The organism is Neorhizobium sp. T6_25, assembly GCF_002968555.1.
In the GTDB taxonomy this organism is placed as follows: domain Bacteria; phylum Pseudomonadota; class Alphaproteobacteria; order Rhizobiales; family Rhizobiaceae; genus Neorhizobium.
Genome location: NZ_PVBL01000025.1, coordinates 12,403 through 36,779, shown reverse-complemented (window position 1 = coordinate 36,779; position 24,377 = coordinate 12,403). Strand labels below are relative to the sequence as shown.

The following is a 24,377-nucleotide window of genomic DNA, read 5'->3' as shown; positions in this document are numbered from 1 at the left end:
CAGCAGCCAGTTCGAACACTCCGACACTTCAAAAGATCTATTTCACTATTCTTTCGCGGTTCCGGGAGCGGCCATTTTAGCATGCTGTGAAGCAAGCATGGACGCGGGCGAAGCCACTGAGCCTTATCGCGCCACGGAAGAAAGTTGAACAAAACGCTCTCTAGCGCCTTTATCGCGTGAAGCTCCGCGAGGCCGCGATTATGGATATCAGACAGCTCGTAAACGGGTTCGAAGCGTGGATCAGAGCCTACGTCTTTTCAGAATGGACGCTCTACCAAGTCGTTATAATCGCCGCAGGGTATCTCTTGGCGGCTTTTGCGGCTTCACGTGCTGAGGCTGCCCTGGACGCGAGAGCTCGGCAAATCAAGGGAAATCCGGACCTGCTACGCGTGATAATCGCTTTCATGCGCCGACTGAATTGGCTCTTCCTCACGATGTGGCTGTGGCTCGCAGACGTTATTCTGATGCGAATGACTTCGAGCTCACAGCGCTGGCTTGTTTCGACGGCCCTCACTTTGACCGCCGCCTGGTTCATAATCTCGGTCCTCACCAAGATCATTCGCAATCCGACCCTCGCAAGGACCGTCGCGTTCTTGAGCTGGGGCTATCTTGCGCTTTACGCTCTGAGGCTCGACGAGCCCGTGCTCTCCGCACTCGACGGACTTGCGTTGAACCTTGGTGCCGTTCGGCTTTCGCTCTTGCTTGTCATCAAAGCAGTAGTCTTGGCAGTGGCGCTCATCTGGGTTGCGGTGCTCCTCGGGAACGTCCTTTCGCACTGGGTCCAGAAGTCGGGTGATCTGTCGCCTTCTATCAAGGTCCTAATCAGCAAATTCATCAAGATTGGCCTGATTATCATTGCCGGCGCGATCGCGCTATCGGCGACGGGTATCGATTTAACCGCGCTGACTGTTTTCTCCGGCGCTGTTGGCGTGGGGATTGGCTTCGGCTTGCAGAAGGTGGTGTCGAACTTCATCTCCGGCATCATCATCCTGCTCGACAAGTCTATCAAGCCAGGCGACACGATCACACTCGGCGACACGTTCGGCTCTATCCGTGATCTGCGTTCACGATTCGTCTCGGTCATCACCCGCGACGGCAAGGAATATCTCATCCCGAATGAGGACTTCATTTCGCAACAGGTCGTTAACTGGTCGTTCTCCAGCGACTTTGTTCGGATCGATGTGGATTTTGGCACTTCTTACGATAGCGACCCCCACGAGGTTGTCAGTCTTGCGATGGCTACCGCCTCGACGGTCGAGCGCGTTGCGAGCGATTTCAAGGCTCCCGTCTGCTGGCTTACCGGGTTTGGCGCTTCTTCTCTCGATTTCAGGTTGCGCTTCTGGATCTCCGACCCCGCCAACGGTCTGACGAACGTCCGGGGTCAGGTCCTGATGGCGCTTTGGGACGCATTTAAGGAGGCGGGCATTTCAATTCCATTCCCGCACCGGGAAATCATCATGAAGACGCCGGTCGATATCCGGCCTGCACCACAAGACTAGCGATGGCGATGGCCGCTTCTTGATTAAGGTTGCCCCGCTGCGGAACTTGGAGAAGCCAGCTTCGTTTGCAAGCGGCGCATCATCCATCGCCTGGTTGTCGGTGACATTCCGGTCTCTTACTCTGGTTTCGCATGACGACACAGCAGATACTCGCCTTCTCCGTCATCGCACTCATGATGGCGGTATTCATCTGGGACCGCTTTCGGTACGACGTCGTCGCCTGTTGCGCTCTTATTCTTGCGGTCGCGGTCGGGATCGTCCCGCCTGACAAGGCGTTTTCCGGCTTTTCGGACGACATCGTCATCATTGTCGGCAGCGCATTGGTTGTTAGCGCGGGCGTAGCGCGGTCGGGTATCGTCGATACGGCGATCAAGAAGTTCTTCCCCAATCTGAACACGCTTCATACACAGCTTGCGCTCCTGATGATCGTCGTTGCATTGCTTTCGGCCTTCATCAAGAATATCGGCGCATTGGCGATCATGATGCCCGTCGCCTTTCAGTTTGCAAAGAAGTCCGGGGCCTCTCCCTCCAAATACCTCATGCCAATGTCGTTTGCCGCCCTGCTCGGCGGCCTGATGACGCAGATCGGCACCTCTCCGAACATAGTCGTGTCGCGCTTACGGGAAGAGATGACCGGAACCTCGTTCAGGATGTTCGACTTTACACCGATAGGTGGAATCCTGACTATCGTCGGCGTCACCTTCTTGTTGTTCTTCCATTGGCTAGTTCCAAGCCGCACCAAGCAGAACAGCTCGATTGAGGACGCCGTCGAGATCAAGAATTACACGAGCGAAGTTGCGCTGACCGCCGAGTCGGTTCTGCTCGATCGGGCGCTGAGCGATCTGCTGAAACCGGCGGACGGGGAAGTCATCGCCACCGCCGTGTTGCGCCGCGCCACACGCATGGCTCCTTTCCCGGATCTCCTGCTTCGCTTCGGGGATGTCGTGCTGCTGGAGGGGCCCTCGTCCGCGATCGATCGAATTGTTTCCAGCGGGAAACTGCAACTCTCGGGTAAGCCGCTGAAGGAAAACGGGCTGCCGGAGGCGGATATCATTTCTCTTGAAGCGATCGTCAGCCAGGAGTCGGCACTCGCTGGTCTGTCGGCCAAAGAACTTGCGCTCTCGTACACACGTGGAGTGAACCTGCTGGCAATTAGCCGTCGCGGCGAACGCCTGAAGGATCGCTTAGGCAGCTTGAGCATCAGTATGGGTGATGTACTCGTTCTACAAGGGAGCCGCGCCAGCCTGACCGCGCTGCTGCAGGACTTCGCCCTGTTGCCGCTCGCCCAGCGAGAGGTGCTGCTCGGGACCCGCCGCCGCGCTTTCATTCCACTGATCATCCTGGCGCTTGCAATGGCAACCACGGCAGTCGGCCTTGCCCCGATTCCGGTGGCCTTCTTCGCAGCGGCGCTTGGCATGGTCGTCTTCAGGGCGATCCCGCTTGCCGATGTCTATAAGTCGGTCGATGGGCCAATCCTGATCATGCTTGCCGCTCTCATACCGGTCTCGGACTCACTTCGTACCACAGGCGGCAGCGACCTGATCGCCAATTGGCTCGGTAATGTTGCGACCGACCTCCCGGCTTGGGGAGCCCTTGGTATGATTCTCGTCACCGCAATGGCTGTGACGCCGTTTCTCAATAACGCGGCCACCGTGCTGGTCATGGCGCCTATTGCTGCCAGCTTCGCAACCAATCTGGGGTTCCGGCCCGAGGCCTTTCTGTTGGCGGTCGCAGTCGGAGCCGGTTGCGACTTCCTCACTCCCGTCGGCCATCAATGCAACACGCTCGTCTTCGGTCCTGGCGGGTATAAATTCTCCGATTACCCGCGTCTCGGCCTGCCCCTATCGGCGCTAATCGTCCTGGTCAGCGTTCCCGCGCTGCTGTTCGTATGGCCGCCGATTTGACCTCAAGAGGCTATCTCCCCGCTTAGCTTTGAGGTTCTTGTCCCGATGAGCTGCGGGCGTCTCGGCATTCGAGGCTCCCAACCTAACCAGAGATGAGGAATTTTTTGGGGAGACGGAGACGGAAATCCGCGGACTGGGCGTGGAAGGCGTGTCCGACGTCGAGCCGGCGTATGTTCAAGAAAGCGCTCGGCACATCACCAGCCAAATACTCAGGAGCCTTGACTAATAGGGAATTCAGTCGCGGAAGTAGAGCGAACCCGAAGCCGCCAAGAGCGATCGAATATGGAGACACGCATGACCAAGACTTGCTCCGTTCCAACACCGCAACAGCGGCAGTACCTCGCGATCAGAGAAGCGGCCGAGCGCACGATGCTAGAAAAAGTGTTCAAAGCCATAGAGGAAGCGGCGACCGAAGTGGCCGACAGGTTTCGAGAAGCCGGGCTGGAATTCGAGCCTACGATCTCCGACTACTTCACCTTCACCGTCCAGCAGGTGACCTTCGTGCGCCTGAGCGGCGGCAATCCTGACACCCTCGAAGGCGGCGACCCCGAAATCGGCGAACGCATCGTCAGAAACTGTAGGCACATCATCGATCACTACTGGAAGGGTCTGGGAACTTGAACATACCCGATCATTAGCCGACGGCCTGCGGCGACCGCGCCATCACTGACCCTCATTATCCGCCCAATCTTAGAGGAAGGTTCAATGGGCCCAGACGATCTTTCCAAAGCTCCCTGCAGGCGCCGTGACTGAGTGGTCTTCCCCGCCCGTCCAGTCGAGCTGGCCTGTCGGACCGCCTCCGCATGGGCAATTGGTGCCGATCGGGCGTGGACCGACGAAACGTCGGTATGTTAACCTTGGAATGTTGCAAGCAGAAGGACGTGCCATGGCCTATCGACCCAAAAGATGGATGACACGCGACTTCGTTTTTACACCCCTCCTCGAATTTCCGGACGTCTTTGCACGTGAACTCGAGCGCTTCGATCTGCGCCCTCATCCGGGCGGATCGGAGCCACCGTCGCTCTTCGTGCTCGCACGAGACGCCGACAAGCCGTGGGAACCCGATGCGATATTCGCGCAAGTCGCAGCGGATCTCATCGGCCCGAGCGGTCCGCACGAATGGTCTCTCGCTCCCGTTCAAGTGCTAGGACGCGAAGGACGCTACGGCACGGGCACCGGACCGTCCGTGACGGCAGGTGTGGCTGTCTTTCGGGGTCGGGATGATCGCCTGTGGGCATTCGGCTGGCGCTCTACAGCGAAGGAACGGGACGCCGTCGAGACGGGTTTCAATGCGCTTATGCAAGGACTGCAGGCGCGCACTGATCACGTCGGGGAAAAAACGCTTCGGTCGCAATTGCAAAACCAGGAAAAGGCCCGCCAAGCGACCATAGCGGCCATCGATACGGGGCAAGGCACTGAAAATCGCGATCCCGATCCTGCGGATATTGTCTGGGACGAGCGGTTCGCCGTAGCCCTGGGAGAAAGCGACCCATTGGCGGTGTCCCAGCTCTGGACGGACGCGGTTGCTCTGGTAGAGGAGCCTTTTGGCGAAGAGGCGCCCTTGGGGGCCAGCCGCATCGGCGGCGGGCCTGACCTGCCGCCGGATATGTGGCCGAGCAATGCCCGCGGAATGCGCCATCCGTTTCTGATGCAGATCAATCTCGCCGAGATCAAAGCGGCGTGCGGGCCGATGCAGCCTCTCCCGGACGAGGGCCTTTTGTCGTTCTTCGCTCACGGCGATGCCCTGCTATTAGACCTTGTCTACACACCACCTGGCGCCCTCCTTGTACGTCACCCAATGACGGAAGCGATCATCGAAGCCTCTGCCGCCGCGGTCGCGGTCGCCGCAGCTCTCGATCCTGCTGGAGAGCCTAGTGTCCTGCCGCATACGGAAGGAGACCTTGTCACGGCGGAGTTGATGGCCAACGGAATGCTCAGCTTTGCGCATACGCCTGATCCGGTGTGGGCGGTCGGCGAACCGGGATCCATCTTCGAGGCGCTGTCGGACGAGCGATGGGCAACGACGGCGTATGCGCGCCTAAGACCCCGGCGAACCCGATCGTTCGATGTCGCGACTGCCGAAACGAGGATCGAAGAGACGGAGGCCGGTTCGCTTGATGATCTGGCTGATACTCATGAGGCATTCGAGCGTGCTTTGACCGGCCCACTTGCCGGTTCGGGAACGTCTCAGCGCCATCAGATGCTTGGGCATGCGACGGTCCAGGGTGGCTCCGACTGTAGGAATGAGGCGGCAACAGCCGCAGCATCCAGAGGCTATCCGGAGCTAAGTGACCCGCCCCAATGGATTGTTCTCGTCCGGCTGCGCGCCGGCTCAGCGACCGGCCGCGTCTTCTGGGATGCCAACGACGTTGTAATCATGGCTCCCGCCGCCGACGTTGCAGGCAGGCGCTTTGACCGCTGTGTTCTTCTCTTGGGTTAAGCGGGGCTCTCCCGCAGCGAAGGAATTGAGCATGCCATCTCATCTGCGTGTCGCGCTCGCACTGATTGCCGTGGGCCTGCTGGCGGCCGTCGCCATTCCAGCAGCCGCGGCCGGAAACGAGGACCAGCGGCGAACGCTGCCCGACGCGCCGGTGTCGATAACTGGTCTTCGAGAGCTCTGCAGCAACGGCAGCGCCGAAACACCGATGAGCTTCGGCGCAGACGCAAATGTGATCCTGCAACGCCATGGCCAGGCGCGGGCAGCCTGCGACAAGCTAATTGATGCTGCCGAACTCGGCGGCCGCGACCTCGCAGAAGTACTGCTGGACCGAGCGGACCTTGAGGCGCCCGGCCAGGCGGACGCTTACGCGCGTGCCCTGGCCGACTATGACGTCGCAATCGCCCTGGCGCCGGACCTTGCCGCCGCCTATTGGCGGCGCGGCAAGGCGAATCTGCTCTACGGCCGCAACCTTGCGGCGGCGCTCCGCGATCTTGACTGGGCAATCCGCCTTGACCCCTCGCAGGCGGAATTCTACGTCACCCGCGCTTCGATCCTAAGCTGGGACGGGCGACCGGAACTGGCCATGGCCGACCTTAACCATGCGCTGACCGTCGATCCTCGCAGCGAGCATGCGTTGACCAATCGTGGCCTCGCCTATTTCAACGACGGCGACATATCTCGCGCGCTCGCCGATTTCGACGCTGCCCTTAAACTTGCGCCCAACGATTCCGGCCTCTACGGCTTTCGTTCCGCTGCCCGCCGCCGGGCAGGCGACGAGGCGGGAGCCAAGGCCGATGAAGCAACGATGATGGAACTGTTGTCCAAAGGGAGCCGGTAGGCTCCCCTGCTTGCCGGACTGTGCCCGGGTGCCTCGTTCCGCGTTACCTCGCCCCGCTCTGTATTCGCCTCGGTGAGGAAACTGGCATTGCAATATAGGTCAAGCCATATCCGTGCCCGTGCCATAGCTGCTTTCAGCAGGCTGACGACATCGACAAGGATGTCATAGTTCGAATCCTTGCATGGCCGGACGATTTCTAACAGCACTGGAACGTCGTGGGTGAAACCGGTGCCCATATGACTGTATTAGCGGCCTGACGGTTCTGCGGGTGCGACCTTCGATGCGGTATGCTTTACCACGCCGATCGTGACCGGCAGCACGATCTCGATTTCAGAACCTTTCATGCCGGCCCTGAACGCGGGGAGCCGCCGGTCCCGTTCACCATAGCGATGGCCGCCTGATCGACTTGCCTATGACCGGAAGATCGCTCAACGGTGACGTTTCTGACGGAACCGTCGCGCAGAACCGTAACGCGCAGACGTACAAGTTGATCGGTGTCGAGGTCCTTGATGGTGGTCGACATACGAAGTTCGCCATCCAAACACTCTCTCGCTCCTTCCATGGGCCTGAGAAATCCGCGCCATTCGTGAACTGTCATGATCTCGCTGAGCGCGAGGCCCGCCTTCAGGACAGCGGCGATATCATTCCGGCCTGCTCCGCACTGTACTTTGAAATCTTGGTACAGATGTGCCCCCTCACCCGATCGCCGTCACCTCAGCGCCGCGGGAGCGCAACGCCTCGCAGATGCTGTCGGGGCCGGATAGCAAGCCGATCGGCAGGGTGACGAAGGCATCGGTGCCCGCGGACAGGGTTGAAAGACGCTCGATAAGAAGTGATCGCATTGTTCCGCTATCGATGAATTCTGTCAGATCGAACACATCCTTGGATGCCATCTCCTCGCCGAGCTTTGCGATCTCGCCGCTCTTGCGTGTTCCATAGAGGCGATCGAAATGTGCTCCGATCGGGCCTACGCGGCGCCTCAGGTTCAGGAGATAGACCACACTTTCCGAGCCGACCGCGTTCGCGCTTTCCAGCGTCAATGGCTTCGACAGCGCCTTGACTTCGTCCTGCGATATCAATGCTGCCATAGGGCGCTTCAGGGACTGGGCGTACATGAACAGGGTATGGCCCAGGCTCGGGGCATCTGGGCGAAAACCTTGCTGACCTTCTCCCATCAACAGGATATTCAGTTCCAGTGCCGTCAGCTTGGAAAATGACCGTATGGACCTTGACCCAGCAAAGATCGTCGCAAGCTCCTCCTGGTCCGCCTTCGCGAGTTCGAGGAAAATCGGCTTTAGATCATCATTGTCGAAGGTTGTGGGGGTAAATTTGATACCCGGATCGACATCGACCAGAAAGCTACTGGTCTCGTCGATGAACTTCTTCCCGTCAGCGACAACATCTGGAAAAGCATCACCGCGCGCCCTGACGTAACCGAACAGGACCGCCTCCGATGTAGCAAACCTGGCCCGCCAGAACAGCGCACCGTCATATTCGGCGGCTTGAGCATCCCGAAAGGGGAACAGGGAGGCAAAGTACAGGCTGAGGCTACGTGCTGCGAATTGGCGGCGGGTGAGGGACATGGAGACCTCCCATAACCATTTGTCCACCGTAAATGGTAAAGCCTCGCGGAGGTTCCAAGGCGCATCCGCGCCATCAACAATCTTGTAAGCCGACATGATCGTTGCTTCGGGCGCGCCAGACAATGTGGTCACGGAGATGTAATCGAGCTCAATCGCCAGCCCGACGTCCGCTCTTTAGGGCCGCCAAAAGCAGCCAGCTGCTGAGCCCGCAGCAACCAGTATCGCTCCCACGAGATCCGCGTTACGATGCGTGGCTGAGAACGGATGCGGGTCGCAGCGTCCACCTACGACAGGAGGGCAGGATGAAATCTCCAACAGTGAGAGTTATGGCCGCGGCCGAGGAAGATCTGGCGGTCGAAACGGTCATTCTGGCGTTTGCAGCGGATCCTATGGCGCGATGGACCTGGCCGCGTGCACACCAGTACCTTGGAGCCATGCCGCGAATGATCCGGGCGTTCGGGAGCAGCGCATTCTCTAACGGAAGCGCCTTTTGCACCGACGACTACGCCGGGGCGGCGCTGTGGCTATCGCCCGGGGTCCATTCCGACGAGGAAGGGCTTGGCGCGGTGCTCGAGAGCACGGTTGCGCGCTCTCTTGCCGCCGAAACCACGGCCATATTCGAACAGATGGCCGCGTACCACCCAACCGACCCACATTGGTACCTGCCCCTGATCGGGGTCGACCCGGCGCATCAAGGCGAAGGTCACGGCGACGCCTTGATGGCGTACGCGCTCGCACGGTGCGATCAAGACCACGCGCCAGCCTATTTGGAATCGTCGAACCCGCGCAACATTCCATTCTACCGACGCCACGGCTTCGAAACGCTCGGCGCGATCCAGGTCGGTTCGTCGCCGACCCTCGTTCCGATGCTGAGGCGGCCGCGTTAAGCTTTAGTTCGATCAGCTTGGCGCTCGATTCTTGTTGCCAACTGCTCGGCTGCCCCCTGCACTGCACATTCCGATCACAGTCACGACGTCGGTGGCCACCCTTGCCATGATTTCGTCGCGCCGTGCACGATCCTCCGCGAGCTGGTTCTGCTTGCTCGTTGATAGCCAGCCCTTCTGCTTCTCGTTCTCCAGGTGCGCTATGTTATATTCGAGCTCCTTTAATTCGGCGGCGATCCGATCGTTCTCGTTCATGTCCTAACCTCGTTCAGGGGAGCGTCCAGTTATCCTATATCGGGCGTACCATCGTGATAGGCGATTTACTATACTCGTCCATGCAGGTCGTCGTTTCTCTACATGCTACTCCAATTTTCATGCCCAGCGAGCCTTGCGTCGAGCCCCACTGGGCCAAGCAGCCAGGATTTGGTTGATTCAGCCGTAGGTGCTGCAGGCGGTCTGCTGACGGGCTCGGCATCATGGCGATTCCAGCGTGGTTGCCGCGCTGGTTGGCTCGCTACGACCCCGCTTGGTGCGGTGACGGGTTCCTTGGCGAGCGAGCCGCAGGTCGATGGATCGAAGCGACGAGACAAGAGGGAGCGCCCCGTAACGCGCCCGCGTCTATGCCGAGGGGTTCGGCGCCGCGGCACCCTGGTCAGCCTTGTCGACGGCGCCCGGCCGCCTCTGCGCGGGCGTGACTGCCATTTGCGTGTTATACCGGCAACATCTAGGTAGGATAAGGCTCTACCGGGTCAAGCCTTGCGTGGTTTTCTTGACAGGTCGTTGGTCTCCTGTCCAACCTTCAGCGAAGGTTGGGCGGCGTCGACATGTTTTCTTCCTACGATACCCTGGACAACGATGATCTGACATTGCTGCGTCAGGTGCTGGAAGATGTTTGCCTCGAGAAGGGCGTCCAGCTTGGCGGGGATGAAGCTCGCCAAATTGCCCGGGAACTCGTGGACTGGTACCTTTTTGGTGTGAAGCACCCGGATCAGTTGAAAGATATGCTCAAACCGCTTGCCCCGTGAAACTACGCCGCGACCTTACAACAGGATCAGGTTCTTCCAGGTCCAGCGCCTGGATGTCTCCATTTCGGCGCCTCATCTCGGGGCAATAGGTTCGCTATCATGATCCGCATGGCCGAGAGTGAGACGGTGCCTACGCTCAGTCAGGAGCAACCGTCGACGGTGGGCGTATGTCGGCAGCCGACCGATCCTCGTTACCACCGTCGCGGAATTTCTCGGAAGCCTGCTTGTTTGCCTCCGTCACCTCCGCCGCCTCCCGCTCGGTCTCTTGATGTTGTTCCTCGGCGCGCCTCCAATCATCTTCATGAGACCCGTCGATCCTGCCTCCGTCTTCCCAGATCTTGTACGCGCGCTCGCGCAGCTTCTGCTCTCTGTCTTCCATGTTCGGTCCTCCTATTCGGCGATGGATAACCAAGATCTGCCCAACCAGTTCCGGCTTCGGTTTCACCGGCGGCAGCCACCGTTGACGAAAACCCGACGAAGCCTGATCTGGCTGCATGCGGAGCCGCTCTTGTGCGCCCGGTCCACCGGCGCCCATTTGGCCCGAGAGATCGCGGCACAAGAGCGCAAGGCCCGCCACTTCAATGGCTAAGGATACCTGCAAAGTTCTGCGGCATTACTTCCCTTCGCGCTCTGGCGCCATTCCCTCACGCTGGCGCAGATGTTCTGGTTTCCTGTGGGGCTTTCATCTCTACGGCATGCCGACATGCCTTCGGCCTGGGCACTTCCCGAGTAGCTCAACAAGCTTCGCGTATCGGACAGATGCTGGTCCCTGATGGGCCGAACCAAATTCGCGCCAGCTCGGTGGAAGCCGGAACCTGGCGCAGACGTCCGACGACGCGGCACGGTGTTATCAGGCGCTGCCCAGCCTCGGAACCACATTGTCTCTCAGGTGTTTTCTAGCGGCTCAAGGGGCCGTCCCTCCGAACAGGAAGTCAGGAGCGTTCTGTGCAGGTGCTGGTGAGAGACAACAATGTCGAGCAGGCGCTGCGGGTTCTGAAAAAGAAACTGCAGCGCGAAGGTGTTTTTCGGGAGATGCGCCTGCGCGAGCACTTCGAGAAACCGTCAGAGAAGCGGACACGCGAGAAGGCAGACGCTGTCCGCCGCGCCCGCAAGCTGATGAGGAAGAAATTGGAGCGGGAGGGTGCAGTTGCAGTCTCGCCAAGCAAGAAAGGTCAACGCTAGCCATCCGCGACTAGCCGTTGATCGGCGACCGAAGAGTCCACACTCCCCCGGCCGCCGGCTCGCCCACGCTTATCGCTGAGATCGAGTAGCGCGAGATTACGGAGCAGGCACACCTAGTCAATGCGGACTAAGGTCTTGTTGACCAAAGGCCGAAGCCGCCAAGTGATCAAAAGGCTGGTCGGGACCAGCCTTGGTTTTTGTTGGGGAGCGGATACCGTTTACATCGCTGGCAGTATCGCGATATCGCGCACGTCGTCATCGACGCCTGTGATCGTGCCGACTTCGGTCGCACCACCCGTTTCCAGATTGACCGTGTAGAGAGTCTTGCCCGCAGCGAGATATGCCATGTTCTTTCCGTCCGCCATGCCCTGGATATCAAAGGCATAGGTCGTGGGCTTGTCTTTGAGACCAAGCTTTCCGATTGCCTTCAGCGTGCCGTCGTTCGGCTTGGTTTGCTGGATCAGCGCGCCGATCGTCGCATCGATATTATACATCGCGGTCTTTTCCGGGAACGCTTCCTGCCACTCGGCACGGGTGTGGAGCCGGCCACCGTGGAGGAGAAGCTTTGGCGGAAGATCGAAGCCGCGTTGCCGGCTCGCCAAGCCGTGGTCTCCACGCCGCCAGCCAACGACAATCGACGAAACGGCTTGCGAGCAACCGCCCTTTCGGCGCTGGCCGCGGCGCTACTGATGGCCGTCGGGCTCGGGTGGAGCCTGACGCGTGTGGTGGAGCCGGTGGTCATTGCCGTGCTGATCAACGAGGCTGGTGAGGCGCAAGCTGTGGTGGAGGATTTCGGGAGCGAGAAGGTGACCGTGCGGCTGCTTCGCGACTTTGACGTGCCGGAGGGCAAGACGTTTTAGGTCTGGACCCTGCCTTCGCAAGAGATGGGACCCGTCTCGCTCGGCCTGATCGACAGGGCCCGCTCGGTGCGGCTACAGGGCCCTCACCACCTGCACCACGCAACAATCAGCTATACGAGATCACCCTTGAGCTGCGGGGTGGGTCGCCGACCGGGCGTCCCACAGGCCCGATCATCGCGAAGGGATTTGCAAGACCCGCGCAGTAGTCCTGGCAGTTAGTCTGCAAGGCCGCTTTCTGGGCAACTTGCATCTAAGTGAGTTAGTCGCCACAAACGCCACTAAGCCAATTTCGCCGCGTGTTCCCGGTTTTTCACGATCGTCGCTACCTCATCGCTGTGATGCATACCCCATTCGCATAACGGCGCGAGCAGCATGGCTAGACTTCGACCAAACTTGGTCAGTTCGTACTCGACATGCGGAGGCACTGTCTGGAAATCAATGCGGCGGATGACGCCATCATCCGTCAGTTCCTTGAGATGCTGGATCAGCATTTTTTCACTCACATTGGTAACGAGCCTGCGGAGTTGGCTCGTTCGCTTCGACCCGCTGGCTAGATGATAAAGAATAAGCGGCTTCCACTTGCCCCCAAGTATGGCCAGAACCGCTTCCAAGCCACATTGGAAATTCGTGGCGATCATCTTGTTCTCCCAAATCTGATACTTACAAAAAAGTGGGTACTGGAACGCAAGTCTGCTTTGTCCTAACTGGATTGCACGACGAGGTCGACGTGCAAAACGATCGAAGAACGCCGTCCAAGGCTGCGGGATGCAGATTCAAGGGAGCCAGCCATGAAGTTCGGGTTTATCGGAGCAGGCGTGGTGATATGGTGTTTTCAACCGCTGGAACCGCAAAAAACTTGAGCTGGATCGCCAGGCTGTTGCGGCCCTTCGGACACTTGTCGGCCGTCGATATCGCGCCGCCGTTCGACGCCAGTCCAGTCGTGTCGAAGTCCGTTTCGCTCCACACCGAGATGGTGTTCGCCAAGGTGATCAGTGGCTTCAATCTGGGCAGCCAGGGCGACGTCCTCGCTGAGATCGCAGATCGCGTCGGCTCGGGCGGACTGCGCCCTATCGTGACGAGGCGGCTCGACGGTCTTACCGCCCAGAATATGAAGATCGCGCATGAACTGCTCGAAAGCAGGCGAATGATCGGAAAGATAGTGATCGTCGCCTGATCCTTCATCCTCCGCCCGCAATCAACTTGGGGCGCTGTGCAACGGCGCTGCACCAACCCATGAACCGAAAGGAAAATCTATGACAAAGATCCTCGTCACCGGTGCAACCGGCAATATCGGCCGGCTGACCCTGAAACATCTTCTGAAGCGCCGGCCCGGCAGCGAGCTCGTCGGCCTTGCCCGCGATCCGGCCAAGGCCGCAGACCTTACCGCGAACGGGATCGAGATCCGCCAGGGCGACTACTTCGATTATGAGGGGCTGGCGCGCGCGTTCGACGGCATCGAGAAGGTCATGCTGGTGTCCGCCACCGCATTTACCGATCGCAACACCCAGCATCAGAATGTCGTGGATGCAGCCAAGCAGGCGGGCGTCCAGCACATCGTGTTCATGCCGATCATTCGCAAGCCTGACTCTGCCTTCATACTCCCGCAAGTCACCGAGGAAGATCTCTTCGTCGAGGGAAGGCTCCAGGCCTCTGGTCTGAAATACACGCTGGTCCGGCATCCGCCATTTCTCGACAATGTTGAATTCTACGTCGGTGGCAATGCGTTGGAGACGGGTGTTCAGGCGCCGGCCGGTATGGGCAAGGCGGCCTATGCCAGCCGTGACGATCTTGCCGAAGCTCATGCCGTTGTACTTAGCGAATCCGGCCACGAGAATAAGGCCTATTCGTTGTACGGCGGTCCGGCCGTGTCCTTCGCGGATATCGCGAAGATCCTATCGCAAATCGGCGACAAGCCGGTGACCTACAATGTCGTTTCGGATCAGGAATACATCGCCCACCTCATGGCTCAAGGGCTGTCCGAGCCGGCCGCCGGCTTTGTGCTGGCATGGGTGCATGGCGTCCAGGCCGGCGAGTGGGACGGCCAGACCGCTGACCTGGAGAGGCTCCTCGGTCGCAAGCCTGTAACGGCTGCCGAGTTCCTGCGCGCCAGCTTTGCCGGACATTTGGCGAAAGGGAGTAACGACACAGCAAACGGTTACTAGCAGCTCACATCCAGTGAGCGGCTGAGCCAGTCATGGCGCTGACCAAAGTTCGGTCCAGACCATGCGTTGGCTGCTTAAATGTCAATCCACGACGCGTTGGCCCTCAGTGCCGTAATTGGCAAGGATGTAATCAACATCCTTGTCGCCTCGGCCGGAGAGATTGACCAATATGCATTCTGAAGATGGGCGCCGCTTCGCCAGCTGAATGGCAAACGCCAGCGCATGGGCACTTTCGAGCGCCGGAATAATTCCCTCGGACTTTGCTATACGAAAGAAGGTGCGGATTACCTCCTCGTCAGAAACGGTTGTGACATGAAGGCGACCTTCCTGGTGTAGCATTGCGATTTCAGGCCCAATCCCCGGGTAGACCAATCCCGACGCGATCGACGACACAGGCGCGGGCGAGCCGTCTTCATGCTGCAACACAAGGGACTGTGCGCCATGCAGCGTTCCCGGAGAACCAAAGGATAGTGTCGCCGCATGCTGTCCGAGTTCATCCGACGTGCCACGCGGTTCCACGGCATGAAGAGCAACGCCTGCATCATCAAGAAAGCCCGAATATATCCCAATCGCGTTCGATCCTCCGGCGACGCAAGCCACAACGTGATCGGGCAACGCGGCTGCGGCCAAGGATAAGAACTGCTGGCGAGCTTCTCGGCCAACCACCGATTGGAAATCTCTGACAATCATCGGAAAAGGGTGCGGCCCAATGGCCGAACCGATCGCAAAAAGTGCATGCTCGCGCTGCTCGACAAATGCGCTGAAAGCTGAATCGCTTGCCTCTTTCAAGGCTGACTGGCCGGCGCTCGCCGCAACCACATGAGCCCCGAGCAGGCGCATGCGACCAACGTTCGAACTCTGCTTCTCGATATCAATTGCGCCCATATGAATTTCGCATTCAAGACCAAAGAACGCGGCTGCGGAGGCGAGCGCAACACCGTGCTGACCTGCCCCCGTCTCCGCGATCAACCTGCGCTTACCCATTTTCTTGGCGAGCAGCGCGAAGCCAACGCAGTGATTGATCTTGTGCGCGCCCGTATGATTGAGATCCTCGCGCTTGACGTAAATGCGAGCACCACCGATTTCATCTGTGATGTTCTTGAGGAAGTGAACCGGAGTTGGGCGCCCTTGTAGGCCAATTCGAGCTGTTTCCAGGGCGTCCAGGAACTCCGGCAAGTCCCGCAACGCGTGATAGCTTGAAGCAAGCTCCTCCAGCGCGGGCCATACATCGGAGGGATAGTGATTGCCGCCAAACTGCCCATAATACCCGTTAGCGTCGGGAAATCTCTTGGAATATTCTCGCTGTTGGTCCGCCATTTGCACCCCTCGGTTTTCCGCCTCTGAGGTTATGTGACACCTTAGCCCGGGTATTGAATATGATTTGCATAGTGCGGCACCTGGTGGGTGACGTGTATTTGCTGGAAGTGAAGTAGCCGGGCTTCTCACTTCTCCGCATAGGAAAGTAAGCCCTTTCAAGTAGAGCTACCCCTACGGCTCGTGCGGCCATAACTCTTCACATCTCTTGAAAGCGCCCCGGGTGGCACCCCAAAGACTTTCTTGAATTCGCGGGATAGGTGGGCTTGATCGCAAAAGTCTAGCATCGCGGCGACATCGGCTAGTTCCAGTCCCTCACATATCAGTTCCTTGGCCTTCGCCACACGCACCTGACGGATATACTTCTGAGGTGCCATTCCCACCGCCTCGCCGAAGGTCCTGACGAGGTGGCTCTTATGTACACCAAGCTGACGCGCGAGCTCCGCCGTCTCGATTGCAGACGGGGAGCTCTTTTCTATTAATTCACAGGCCCTTCGGACCAATCGCACCTTCTCCCACGAAACCGGATCGGCAGAGAAGACGCACTCCGCCAGAACGTCCTGCAGCATTCGTTCGATGGGCTCTGGTGCTACCCCCGGCGTGAACAAGGCCTCAGCGAGCTCGCTGCTCTTTGAGGTTCGTCTCAAAATTCCGGTCTGGATGCAGCGAGACCCCGTATGGCGCTCCGGGTCCAAGCTTGAGGTCATAAATTCCTCGGTCGGATATAGCGTTTCATACTCAACATCATGCTGATGACAGCTGGCTGAGTGAACTTCGAAGGGATTGAAGAAGAAGACGTCTCCCGCTCGAGCGGTGCCGGACCACCTGTTCGACTTGATCTCAGCCACACCTCGCCTCAGGGCCACGATAGAATAGGTGGCGTGCAAATGCGCATCGAACCCGCTCGCCACCGCGCGAGCTCGCAGGAGCTTTGATTGCTGGAGGGTAAAGCGCATGGATTCGACCTGTGTCATTGACTAGATCCGCTTTATCTTGTGACGTAGCTTGCCGTTCGTTTCCGGCAATCGTAGCCAATGGATCGCGTTACCGCCACCCAATCAGGTTGACCTGCGAAGCGGCTCTTCACGCCTCATAGCAGGCGCGCCAAGGTCAGCAGCACGGACACTCCCGCTCTCCTCCCTGACGTCGGCGAGGACTACATTGGCGCCCTGCATTGCATGCCCGCTCGCGGGAGAGGATCCTTGGCCTCGTGCGCTCCCGTGATCAGCTCGGTCTTACCTTTAAATCGTCTCATCCTTCGATCCTCGTTCGGAGATACATCAGTCCCCCACGGCTGCTGGCCGCATGTCGCGTCAGCCGCGATCGGCCGACCGGGCGATCTCCTGCCTTAATTGGTCGATCTTCGCGCCTGCCCACTGCCGGGCGTCGTCACCAAACACGAGCCGCGATGGAGCCTCGCTCTGCAACGCAAGCGCCACGATCCGTGCGGCGAGCAGCTTCGGGTCGCCCGGCTGTTTGCCGTTGGCCCCGGCCACGAACGCGCGATACTGCGCGACTGCCTCGGCATAGTCTGCAATCCCGATTGTGCCGAAGCTCGCCGACTTCCGGTCCATGAAGTCAGTGCGAAGCATCCCCGGCTCAACCAGGAGCGAGCGGATGCCCAACGGCGCCAGCTCCTGCGCAAAGCCCTCCATCCATCCCTCGACGGCGAACTTCGACGCGGAGTAGACCGACCCGCCGCCATTGGAGACCAGCCCGCTCACCGATGAGATGGTGACAATGAGGCCTGAGCGACGCGCACGCATGTGGGGCGCGACCGCGCGCGCGACGTTCATCGCGCCGAACAGGTTGACCTCGAACTGCCGCCGCACCGCGGCATCGGTGAAGGTTTCGAAGAAGCCCAGTTCCGCATATCCTGCATTGTTGACCAGCACGTCGATCGCACCAAACCGCTCGACGGTCTCGGCGGCGACCCTATTCGCAGCTTCGGCGTCGGTGATATCGAGCGAGAGGGGGTGCAGGCGATCGTGCTGGCCGGAGAAGGCATCGCGCACCGCGTCGGCGGACCTAGCCGTTGCAACGACCGTTTCGCCCGCATCGAGCGCTGCCCGCGTGATCTCGCGCCCAAGTCCGCGGCTTACGCCCGTTACCAACCAAATCTTGCCCATCGCCGGCTCATCGTTCTTCCATTGTTGCTTACTATGTAGCTATGCTAATTGATCGCGATAATGGCCTAATGAGTAATAGGCCTCATTAGCGGGGATCATCAATGCGCCCGGATCAACTCAGCGACCTCGCGGTCTTCGCGGCGATCGCCTCCGACCGCAGCTTCACCCGTGCTGCTAGGCGGCTGGGGGTCACGCAGTCGGCGTTGAGCCAGACCTTGAAGCGGCTGGAGGCCCAACTCGGTTTTACCCTACTCGTCCGCACAACGCGCAGCGTCGCCCCGACCGCCGCCGGGGAGCGCCTGCTTGCAACCCTGTCACCGGCACTGGCCGGGTTGGACGACGAGATCGAGGCGCTGTCGCAAGCGCGCGGTGCAGCGATCGGCACGGTCCGCATCACTGCCGGCAAAGATGCCGCGGACACAGTGTTGTGGCCGATGCTCCCTTCCTTCATGCGCCGCCACCCCGGCATTGAGGTGGAGGTGCGCGTGGAGGATGGGATGACCGATGTCGTGGCGGGCCGCTACGACGCGGGCATCCGGCTCGGCGAGCGATTAGAGAAGGACATGATCGCGCTTGCGGTCGGCCCTCCGCTTCGCATCGCGGTGGTGGCCGCTCCGGGATACCTCAGCGGCCATGCGGCGCCGATGGAGCCGGCCGATCTCACGGCCCATCGCTGTATCGCCTACGGTGACGCACATCGCGACCTGTCTCCCTGGTCGTTCGAGCGCGACGGCCATGCGGTGACGGTCAAGCCAGGCCGCGGGCCAGTCTTCAACGACGGCGACTTGCTCGTAGCTGCCGCTCTTGAGGGGTTCGGAGTCCTCTACATCCTGGAGGATCTGGTGGCGGCGCCGATCGCCGATGGCCGTCTTACCCGACTGCTGGAGCCGTGGTGCGAGCCGTTCGCCGGCTACTACCTCTATTATCCTGATAGGCGTGGCACCATGGCTTTCGAACTATTCAAGAAAGCGCTTCGAGCGAACAGGGCAGTGTGAATGCTTTGCCTATTGTCGGCGTGGATTCCAGATTCAATCGGCATCAGAAAGTCAACGACAAGGGTGACGCTGACAAGCGCCTTAAGCTCCAAGACCGCGCCGCATGTTGAGTGAATGTCCTAAGTCTTGAAGAGAATCGAACCGTCGACCTACCGCTATTTCTCAAGTTGCTGAAAAAGCCCGCCTTTGCTCCGTAACGCGCTATTATTGAAGTGCTATTGTCATTCCTTGTGAAAGCCCGGACTGTCATCCAAATCCGTCGTTTGACGAGAGCGTTCCTTGCTAGCCCATCTCTTGGCCGACGCTTCCGGTCAGGAACACGAGCAGCCTTTCACCGACGGCGGAGTTAGTGCTTCATGAGTGAAGGAACCGGCACCAAGCTGCCTATAAAGGTGGGCGAGCTTCTTGTCTACGATGGTAGCGGCATTCACGCTGCCGGCGGTTCACAAGATCCGCTTTTCGGTAAACACCAGGACCCCCACATTCACGTTATCAGCAAAAGCGTAAGCGAGGCTCGATTGGCAGGGCCCCGCAGTTTATAGGATCAGGTAACGATCATTTTCATCGAGTTCGTCAGGATCGACCAAGACGACGGATTGTTGCCCACCGTTCGATATATGTACGAAGGAGTAAGGGTTTGCCGTCTCATCGTTCGCTACCATCATGGAACGGTCGAGAGCTATCGCGAGACGAGACGCGCTCTCCAAGATATCGGGGGATGCCGAGGGCTCAGACAGGTAGATGGTGATCACCTGAGAATAGGCGTCCGCGGTTGACGGCTCGACCACACAGGTCACCGGAAGCGTTCCTATCTCCGCTGTGCTATGAATGACGACGACGCTCTCAAGGGCGACTGCGAGCGTCGCTGCTATTCCACGCTGCAGCGCCTCGTCGTCCACCGGCTTGTCCAATGATGCATCGAACCAGATCATGGACGAAGTCCTAAGATAACGCTTGTACGTCTGCAACAGTCAACCGGCACGTCATGGGCGATCAGGCGGGCACGGTCGGCGGGTGGGCCTAGGTAAAACAGCGGCGAAGACAGTCTATTTCGGCGCTGTAGCGACCTTCCAGCGTCACCACCGACTTTGCCTCAGGTGAGGATCGGACGAACATTGCAGCCCTCTCAGTCTTCTCACCACCAACCTCGCCTCAATCATCAGCGGAACTATGGCACGGCTTGACACCTTCGGCGGCCCTCGGACGGGCTGTGGCGCTGAAGCCAGACCAAGCCCGTTTTAGACTCTTCTGCTATTGGAGAGCGATTTTTTTGCCGTGACGTTTGCTATGGCATCGCGTCCGTTATTTTTATGGGCTACTCGGTTCGGCCCCAACTGGTTGGCGTCTTGCTTAAGGCGGGACCCGTAATCAGTCGCGACGGACGGACGCCGCCTCTCATGTCGCCGATGGCTGAGGCAACACCGTATTCTGAAGCCAATCAGGCCTGCGCAACCATACGTTGTGACCTGTTGTTTATGCCTCCCGAAAGCAGTGCAACCCAAATCGCGAGCTTCTTTCGGAAACAGCAATTTTCCGGGCCTTTTTATCTTCGTGGAACCTTGGCAGTTGCCGATGGTTACCAGCTCAAATAGGTGGAGATCAAAATGGCTAATCACCCGCAAAGCACCAAGGGCGGACCGCTCAACGTCAAAGAGGAGCATGTGACGGGGAATATTTCCGACGCTGAACTTCACGAGGCATCGATTGAGCCTCCGTCCGATGAAGAACAAGCGTCCGGGCAGAACCCGGTAAATCCAGTCGAATCGTTCGACCCTCCTTTGAATACGGAGGAACGTAAGATGTTTCAAAACGGCGACACCGACCGCGAAGGTTGAAGCAATCGTAGGCGATCGAGCTCATGCCGACGAGTGCGTTCGGAGTAAAGAGGTCCGGTCCCCTAATGGGTTCCAACTCGGGACTTCGCCATCTTCGAGACGATGGAGGGATCGAAGATGAGCCTGGCCACCGCCTTGGAGGCTGCTTCCTCATCAGAGCCGGCCGCCTTAGAATGCTGGCATGACCCAGCGCATGCTCTCAATAGGTTTCAGTCACCGACGCTCGTGGTAAAAGAGGAAATGACGCTAGACAACGTCATGGCGCTTTTGGCTGACCATGGCCCCGATCCGGACGAGATGCCTGACGCCATGGCGTTCCTCGACATGCACATGATGGATTCGGGCCGCTAGGATGGAACAGACTGGTCATTCTGGTTCGGGACCATTCATGCGACTGAGCATTAATAGGGTCAGATCGCCTATGTTGGCTATGCAAGTCGTTTTGCGTCTTTCCAGTCCCGGACCCTGGCCGGCTTGCCACTAGGCCAGGCAGACCCCACCGATAAGCAGACTAGCCTTGACGGCCGGCTCCATCGCTGTGTGGCGCTGAATTCGTTCCAACAAAAAGGCCGACACATGGCCGGCCTTTTGATTCAACCGATGGAGGTTCAGCAGTCTGAAGACTGACCATTGGTGTTGGTGCCAGCGGCGCCTTCAACAGCTGTCGAAGCCTGGCCCTCCTTGTTCGGCGTCGTTGCGGAGCCCTTTGTTGCCAGATTGGGAGCGCAATTAGTGCGGGTCGAATTGGTGACAGTATTGTCCATCTTCTGCGGCGGGTGCATCGGACCAGGATCGGGCTTTCCAGAATCGGTGGACTGGTTTTGCTGATTGCTCGAACTTGGGTTCGATGCCGATTGGGCAAAAGCGATACCGGTAGCGAGACCAAAAGACACGAGCGATACCGAAATAATCTTTAGCATGAATTTCCTCCTGATGGTTGGCGACTCTGCCAATGCTCCCAACGTCAGTCAGAGAATTTCGTTCCGAGATAAGCGCCAAATTGGAAACGCATTCCTCCGCGACCGTGAAGCCCCCGCGAAACTCACCTTCTCGCCGGCGAAGTGCGCGGCAGATCGCCCTTCGACACTACTGGAGAGCATTCAACGCATGAGCACACGAAAGGGCAGCAGGACCAATGGCAGGGAATGACGAGATGCCCAATGGCGCAGAACACCGAGTAGTTTATACGGATGCCTTGACCGCCAAGCTTGGCGAGCGGGTAACCAATCCCAATCGGCGGCAGTCGGATCTTGAGAACGAAATGCGATGTGGCTTCAAGCAGATCGAATCGTCCATGTCGGCGATGTCGTCCGAGATGCGCTCCTCGGTAGCGGCTCTCTCGACCAACATGGCGGAACGCAACAAGCCGCAGTGGCAGGCGCTCGGCGTGGCTCTGACCTTCTGCACCATTTCCGGCGGCCTGGCCTATGGGCCTATCAACGCGGCGACGACCGACCTCAAATCAGCGGTTGGAACTATCTCCGAGAAGATGGTGACGCAGAAGGAAATGGAATGGCGAACCCAGCGCGGCGCCGAAGATCGGCAGCGAAGCGATTCGATGATCAAAGAGCTCAGGGAGGAACAGGTTCCTCGAAAGGAGCTCGATCGCGTCTGGACCGCTTATGATCAGAGGATCGTTGATCAGCAGCGCCAGTTGGATGAACTGAAGCAAGCCCAGGGCGCGATATACGGCGCCCGCGACGTGATCATGGACATGAGGGAGAGGCTGGACAGGGTAGAGCGCCAGAGGCTTTCCCAGCCGCCTGGCTGACCTCATCCATCGTTTCGAGAGCATATTCGATCCGCGCATTTCATGGCGGACCTAGAGCCCCGTAGCCTTAACCGGCTGACCGACGGCCATTCACCGAAGGCCAGGTTCGTCGTGACGATGATCGAGGTGCGCTCGTAGAGCCTGCTGATCAGGTGGAACAGGAGCTGACCACCGGCCTGAGCGAACGGCAGATAGCCAAGCTCATCGAGGATGATGAAGTCGAGGCGTGTGAGGTAATCGGCCATCCGACCCTGCTTGCCGTTGCGCGTTTCCGTTTTCCAGCCGATTGACCAGATCAACGACGTTGAAGAAGCGGCCGCGTGTGCTCATGTCCGGAAACTGACAGGAAGTTGCAAGGAGTCAAGAACCGGCCACGACGAAAAGAGCCCCGCTTTCGCGAGGCTCAATATCCTTGGGAGGGATCTGTTTGCTTAGAACTTTACGCCGAGACCGACTTTGACGACATGCTGCTTGAGATCGAAATTCAGACCCAGAATGTCCTGGTCGCCGAAATCATTGTAGCGGTACTCGACGCGACCGAACATCTTCTCGGTGAAGGCGTAGTCCACACCAGCCCCGACGGTCCAGCCGTGAAAAGTCTCGTTTTCATCGACGCCTCCGCCACTGAGATTGAAGTTCGTTCCGGTCCAGCCAGCAGCACCGTACACCAGGGCGCGGTCAAACGCGTAACCAACACGACCGCGAACCGAACCGGCCCAATCAGTCTTCATTTCAACTGGGCCAACGAGATTCTCCTCATTCCAGTTGTAGTCCACATCTCCTTCGAGGCCGGCTACGAAACCGTTCGAGAACTGCCAGTTATAGCCGACAAAGGCGCCGAGAATGCCGCCGTCGAGGCTTTCAGTGATGCTTCCGCCGCCGGCCGAAACGTCAGCATCCATCCAGGCGCCGCCGCCCTGGATACCGAAATACGGTCCCGACCACGTGAAAACGGGTGCAACCTCTTCGGCAGCCGGTGCCGCGGGAACTTCCGAAACTGCGTCTGCAGCGTTGGCAACACCGGCACATGCCAGCAGGGCAGCAGAAATAAGCAACATCTTTTTCATTCGGGATCTCCATGAACCTTCGCGGGCAGAGTAACAGATTTACCTGTAAAAGCTGTGTTCGATTGGCCACACTCATTGGAGACTTGACATATGCCAAGCCGGGACTGACGGCTTTGTGGAAAAGCTGACCTGCAAGGTCTAGTTCAAAGCCGCTTGTCCTGTTAGGGCTGTCTTGCGTTCCCTCTGTACTTACTGCCCCGTAGCCTTAACCGGCTGCGGGGCTTTTTCATTGGCCGGTCCAGCGTTCATACGCAGTACAGGTCCATTCGGGACAATGGCATCCGTTGATCAAATGGCTTCTCTGTTGTGAGATTGGAGGGGGCAAATTGGATGCTCGCTGCAAAGAGATTTTCACCGCATACATCGACCGGGAATTTGGCGGCTCGCCGCTGGACATTGAGGAAGCTCTCTTGCTGGCGTTCGAGCAAGGAACCCAAGTCGCGAAGCATCGAGGAGATGCTAGTTCCTGTCCCTACAGCGCAGTTTCTGACCCCGAGCATTTTTTAGCGTGGGTGGAAGGTTTTGAATGCTGTACTATTCGCTGAACTGACGGGAAATCTCCTTGGCGTCGCGACTTTAGCTTACCCACCTCAATATGCCCCTGTATGAATTGATCACTTCAGCGCCATAGGCTTAACTTCGGGAATGGGTCGGGCAAAGAAGAGCCCCGGCTGCGAAAGCCCGCAGTTCGGGGGATTGACGCGGGCTTCGCCCATGTTGCCGACCTGCACCGGAGTGACGAATCGGCGTTGATCCGTGGTCACTCGTTCGCTAGGGGGCGGCCGCTCTGCCGCCTACCGGTAAGTGTGGAAATATTTCCCGCCACTCGCAACTTCTATGAAATGCTCTAGTTTATGCACCGAACGCGGAGGTTGATTGCAGCGCGTCT

The 24,377-nt window shown here is 58.9% G+C and carries 27 protein-coding genes and 3 pseudogenes; 16 read left to right on the top strand and 14 right to left on the bottom strand.

All coding sequences use genetic code 11. From position 1 onward, the window contains the following. Positions 1-200: 200 nt before the first annotated feature. The 5 genes from C5L10_RS25985 (at position 201) to C5L10_RS25965 (ending at position 6,681) form a co-directional block, all read left to right on the top strand. Positions 201-1,499: a mechanosensitive ion channel family protein gene (locus C5L10_RS25985; RefSeq protein ID WP_105432080.1), complete on the top strand. Its 1,299-nt coding sequence runs from the start codon at positions 201-203 to the stop codon at positions 1,497-1,499. Between the two features lie 131 nt (positions 1,500-1,630). Beyond that, positions 1,631-3,403, top strand: coding sequence for an SLC13 family permease (locus C5L10_RS25980; protein WP_105432017.1), 1,773 nt, complete (start codon positions 1,631-1,633; stop codon positions 3,401-3,403). A 294-nt stretch (positions 3,404-3,697) separates the two neighbouring features. Continuing rightward, positions 3,698-4,024: a hypothetical protein gene (locus C5L10_RS25975; RefSeq protein ID WP_105432016.1), complete on the top strand. Its 327-nt coding sequence runs from the start codon at positions 3,698-3,700 to the stop codon at positions 4,022-4,024. 265 nt (positions 4,025-4,289) lie between these two features. Continuing rightward, a complete protein-coding gene (locus tag C5L10_RS25970; protein ID WP_172717191.1) occupies positions 4,290-5,843 on the top strand; it encodes a DUF1963 domain-containing protein in 1,554 nt (517 codons plus the stop codon). A gap of 31 nt (positions 5,844-5,874) precedes the next feature. After that, the gene (locus C5L10_RS25965) at positions 5,875-6,681 is read left to right on the top strand and encodes a tetratricopeptide repeat protein (RefSeq protein WP_105432014.1); all 807 of its coding nucleotides are present in this window, start codon (positions 5,875-5,877) and stop codon (positions 6,679-6,681) included. Positions 6,682-7,021: 340 nt separating this feature from the next. On the opposite strand, the gene C5L10_RS34990 is transcribed toward C5L10_RS25965, so the two are convergent. Together C5L10_RS34990 and C5L10_RS25955 are read right to left on the bottom strand one after the other, a co-directional pair. After that, a complete protein-coding gene (locus tag C5L10_RS34990; protein ID WP_172717190.1) occupies positions 7,022-7,204 on the bottom strand; it encodes an energy transducer TonB in 183 nt (60 codons plus the stop codon). 172 nt (positions 7,205-7,376) lie between these two features. Further along, the gene (locus tag C5L10_RS25955) at positions 7,377-8,360 is read right to left on the bottom strand and encodes a hypothetical protein (protein ID WP_245448187.1); all 984 of its coding nucleotides are present in this window, start codon (positions 8,358-8,360) and stop codon (positions 7,377-7,379) included. Between the two features lie 206 nt (positions 8,361-8,566). Here C5L10_RS25955 and C5L10_RS25950 point away from each other — a divergent pair, with 206 nt between their 5' ends. Then, positions 8,567-9,151: an N-acetyltransferase gene (locus tag C5L10_RS25950; protein WP_105432011.1), complete on the top strand. Its 585-nt coding sequence runs from the start codon at positions 8,567-8,569 to the stop codon at positions 9,149-9,151. 12 nt (positions 9,152-9,163) lie between these two features. Here the strand turns inward: C5L10_RS25950 and C5L10_RS25945 are convergent, their stop codons facing one another. Then, entirely contained in the window at positions 9,164-9,403 is a 240-nt protein-coding gene (locus C5L10_RS25945; RefSeq protein WP_105432010.1) for a hypothetical protein, read from the bottom strand. A 569-nt stretch (positions 9,404-9,972) separates the two neighbouring features. Here C5L10_RS25945 and C5L10_RS25940 point away from each other — a divergent pair. After that, positions 9,973-10,173 (top strand): hypothetical protein, encoded by a 201-nt coding sequence (locus C5L10_RS25940; RefSeq protein ID WP_105432009.1) that lies wholly within the window; start codon positions 9,973-9,975, stop codon positions 10,171-10,173. 136 nt (positions 10,174-10,309) lie between these two features. On the opposite strand, the gene C5L10_RS25935 is transcribed toward C5L10_RS25940, so the two are convergent. Beyond that, a complete protein-coding gene (locus C5L10_RS25935; RefSeq protein WP_105432079.1) occupies positions 10,310-10,552 on the bottom strand; it encodes a DUF2934 domain-containing protein in 243 nt (80 codons plus the stop codon). Positions 10,553-11,118: 566 nt separating this feature from the next. Between C5L10_RS25935 and rpsU the strand changes: the two genes are divergently transcribed. Further along, a complete protein-coding gene (rpsU, locus tag C5L10_RS25930; RefSeq protein ID WP_105432008.1) occupies positions 11,119-11,355 on the top strand; it encodes a 30S ribosomal protein S21 in 237 nt (78 codons plus the stop codon). A gap of 218 nt (positions 11,356-11,573) precedes the next feature. On the opposite strand, the pseudogene C5L10_RS25925 reads toward rpsU, so the two are convergent. After that, a pseudogene (locus tag C5L10_RS25925) lies at positions 11,574-11,864 on the bottom strand (DUF4394 domain-containing protein); the annotation flags it as partial. Here C5L10_RS25925 and C5L10_RS34480 point away from each other — a divergent pair. Then, positions 11,808-12,421, top strand: a pseudogene (locus C5L10_RS34480) (anti-sigma factor domain-containing protein). The pseudogenes C5L10_RS25925 and C5L10_RS34480 overlap by 57 nt on opposite strands. A 72-nt stretch (positions 12,422-12,493) precedes the next feature. On the opposite strand, the gene C5L10_RS25915 reads toward C5L10_RS34480, so the two are convergent. Next, positions 12,494-12,853 carry a helix-turn-helix domain-containing protein gene (locus C5L10_RS25915; RefSeq protein ID WP_105432006.1) on the bottom strand — a complete coding sequence of 120 codons (360 nt, stop codon included), beginning with the start codon at positions 12,851-12,853 and terminating at the stop codon, positions 12,494-12,496. A 185-nt stretch (positions 12,854-13,038) separates the two neighbouring features. On the opposite strand from C5L10_RS25915, the gene C5L10_RS25910 reads away from it, so the two are divergent. Both C5L10_RS25910 and C5L10_RS25905 read left to right on the top strand, forming a co-directional pair. Then, positions 13,039-13,389 carry a zinc-binding dehydrogenase gene (locus C5L10_RS25910; protein ID WP_105432005.1) on the top strand — a complete coding sequence of 117 codons (351 nt, stop codon included), beginning with the start codon at positions 13,039-13,041 and terminating at the stop codon, positions 13,387-13,389. 79 nt (positions 13,390-13,468) lie between these two features. After that, positions 13,469-14,377: an SDR family oxidoreductase gene (locus C5L10_RS25905; RefSeq protein WP_105432004.1), complete on the top strand. Its 909-nt coding sequence runs from the start codon at positions 13,469-13,471 to the stop codon at positions 14,375-14,377. Positions 14,378-14,458: 81 nt separating this feature from the next. Here the strand turns inward: C5L10_RS25905 and trpB are convergent, their stop codons facing one another. From trpB to C5L10_RS25890, 3 genes are all read right to left on the bottom strand, one after another. Further along, complete coding sequence (trpB, locus tag C5L10_RS25900) at positions 14,459-15,694, bottom strand: tryptophan synthase subunit beta (RefSeq protein WP_105432003.1); 1,236 nt, start codon at positions 15,692-15,694, stop codon at positions 14,459-14,461. Positions 15,695-15,849: 155 nt separating this feature from the next. Then, the gene (locus C5L10_RS25895; protein WP_105432002.1) at positions 15,850-16,665 is read right to left on the bottom strand and encodes an AraC family transcriptional regulator; all 816 of its coding nucleotides are present in this window, start codon (positions 16,663-16,665) and stop codon (positions 15,850-15,852) included. Positions 16,666-17,004: 339 nt separating this feature from the next. After that, on the bottom strand, positions 17,005-17,820 hold the full coding sequence (locus C5L10_RS25890) for an SDR family NAD(P)-dependent oxidoreductase (protein WP_105432001.1): 816 nt from the start codon (positions 17,818-17,820) through the stop codon (positions 17,005-17,007). A gap of 101 nt (positions 17,821-17,921) precedes the next feature. On the opposite strand from C5L10_RS25890, the gene C5L10_RS25885 reads away from it, so the two are divergent. Continuing rightward, complete coding sequence (locus tag C5L10_RS25885; protein WP_105432000.1) at positions 17,922-18,815, top strand: LysR family transcriptional regulator; 894 nt, start codon at positions 17,922-17,924, stop codon at positions 18,813-18,815. Positions 18,816-19,351: 536 nt separating this feature from the next. Here C5L10_RS25885 and C5L10_RS25880 read toward each other — a convergent pair. Further along, a complete protein-coding gene (locus C5L10_RS25880; RefSeq protein WP_245448183.1) occupies positions 19,352-19,747 on the bottom strand; it encodes a hypothetical protein in 396 nt (131 codons plus the stop codon). Between the two features lie 672 nt (positions 19,748-20,419). Between C5L10_RS25880 and C5L10_RS25875 the strand changes: the two genes are divergently transcribed. Both C5L10_RS25875 and C5L10_RS25870 read left to right on the top strand, forming a co-directional pair. Further along, the gene (locus C5L10_RS25875; RefSeq protein WP_105431999.1) at positions 20,420-20,650 is read left to right on the top strand and encodes a hypothetical protein; all 231 of its coding nucleotides are present in this window, start codon (positions 20,420-20,422) and stop codon (positions 20,648-20,650) included. Positions 20,651-20,767: 117 nt separating this feature from the next. Beyond that, positions 20,768-21,001, top strand: coding sequence for a hypothetical protein (locus C5L10_RS25870; RefSeq protein ID WP_105431998.1), 234 nt, complete (start codon positions 20,768-20,770; stop codon positions 20,999-21,001). Positions 21,002-21,258: 257 nt separating this feature from the next. Here the strand turns inward: C5L10_RS25870 and C5L10_RS33840 are convergent, their stop codons facing one another. Beyond that, positions 21,259-21,570 carry a hypothetical protein gene (locus C5L10_RS33840; protein ID WP_172717188.1) on the bottom strand — a complete coding sequence of 104 codons (312 nt, stop codon included), beginning with the start codon at positions 21,568-21,570 and terminating at the stop codon, positions 21,259-21,261. Between the two features lie 233 nt (positions 21,571-21,803). On the opposite strand from C5L10_RS33840, the gene C5L10_RS25865 reads away from it, so the two are divergent. Further along, positions 21,804-22,421, top strand: coding sequence for a hypothetical protein (locus tag C5L10_RS25865; protein ID WP_105432077.1), 618 nt, complete (start codon positions 21,804-21,806; stop codon positions 22,419-22,421). Positions 22,422-22,498: 77 nt separating this feature from the next. Here the strand turns inward: C5L10_RS25865 and C5L10_RS25860 are convergent. Together C5L10_RS25860 and C5L10_RS25855 are read right to left on the bottom strand one after the other, a co-directional pair. Next, positions 22,499-22,742: pseudogene (locus C5L10_RS25860) on the bottom strand (ATP-binding protein); the annotation flags it as partial. Between the two features lie 110 nt (positions 22,743-22,852). Continuing rightward, on the bottom strand, positions 22,853-23,488 hold the full coding sequence (locus C5L10_RS25855) for an outer membrane protein (protein WP_105431997.1): 636 nt from the start codon (positions 23,486-23,488) through the stop codon (positions 22,853-22,855). A 326-nt stretch (positions 23,489-23,814) separates the two neighbouring features. Between C5L10_RS25855 and C5L10_RS33835 the strand changes: the two genes are divergently transcribed. Continuing rightward, positions 23,815-24,033 (top strand): hypothetical protein, encoded by a 219-nt coding sequence (locus C5L10_RS33835; protein ID WP_172717187.1) that lies wholly within the window; start codon positions 23,815-23,817, stop codon positions 24,031-24,033. 69 nt (positions 24,034-24,102) lie between these two features. Here the strand turns inward: C5L10_RS33835 and C5L10_RS33830 are convergent, their stop codons facing one another. Next, positions 24,103-24,252, bottom strand: a complete 150-nt coding sequence (locus tag C5L10_RS33830; protein WP_172717186.1) for a hypothetical protein — start codon at positions 24,250-24,252, stop codon at positions 24,103-24,105. Positions 24,253-24,377 lie beyond the last annotated feature (125 nt).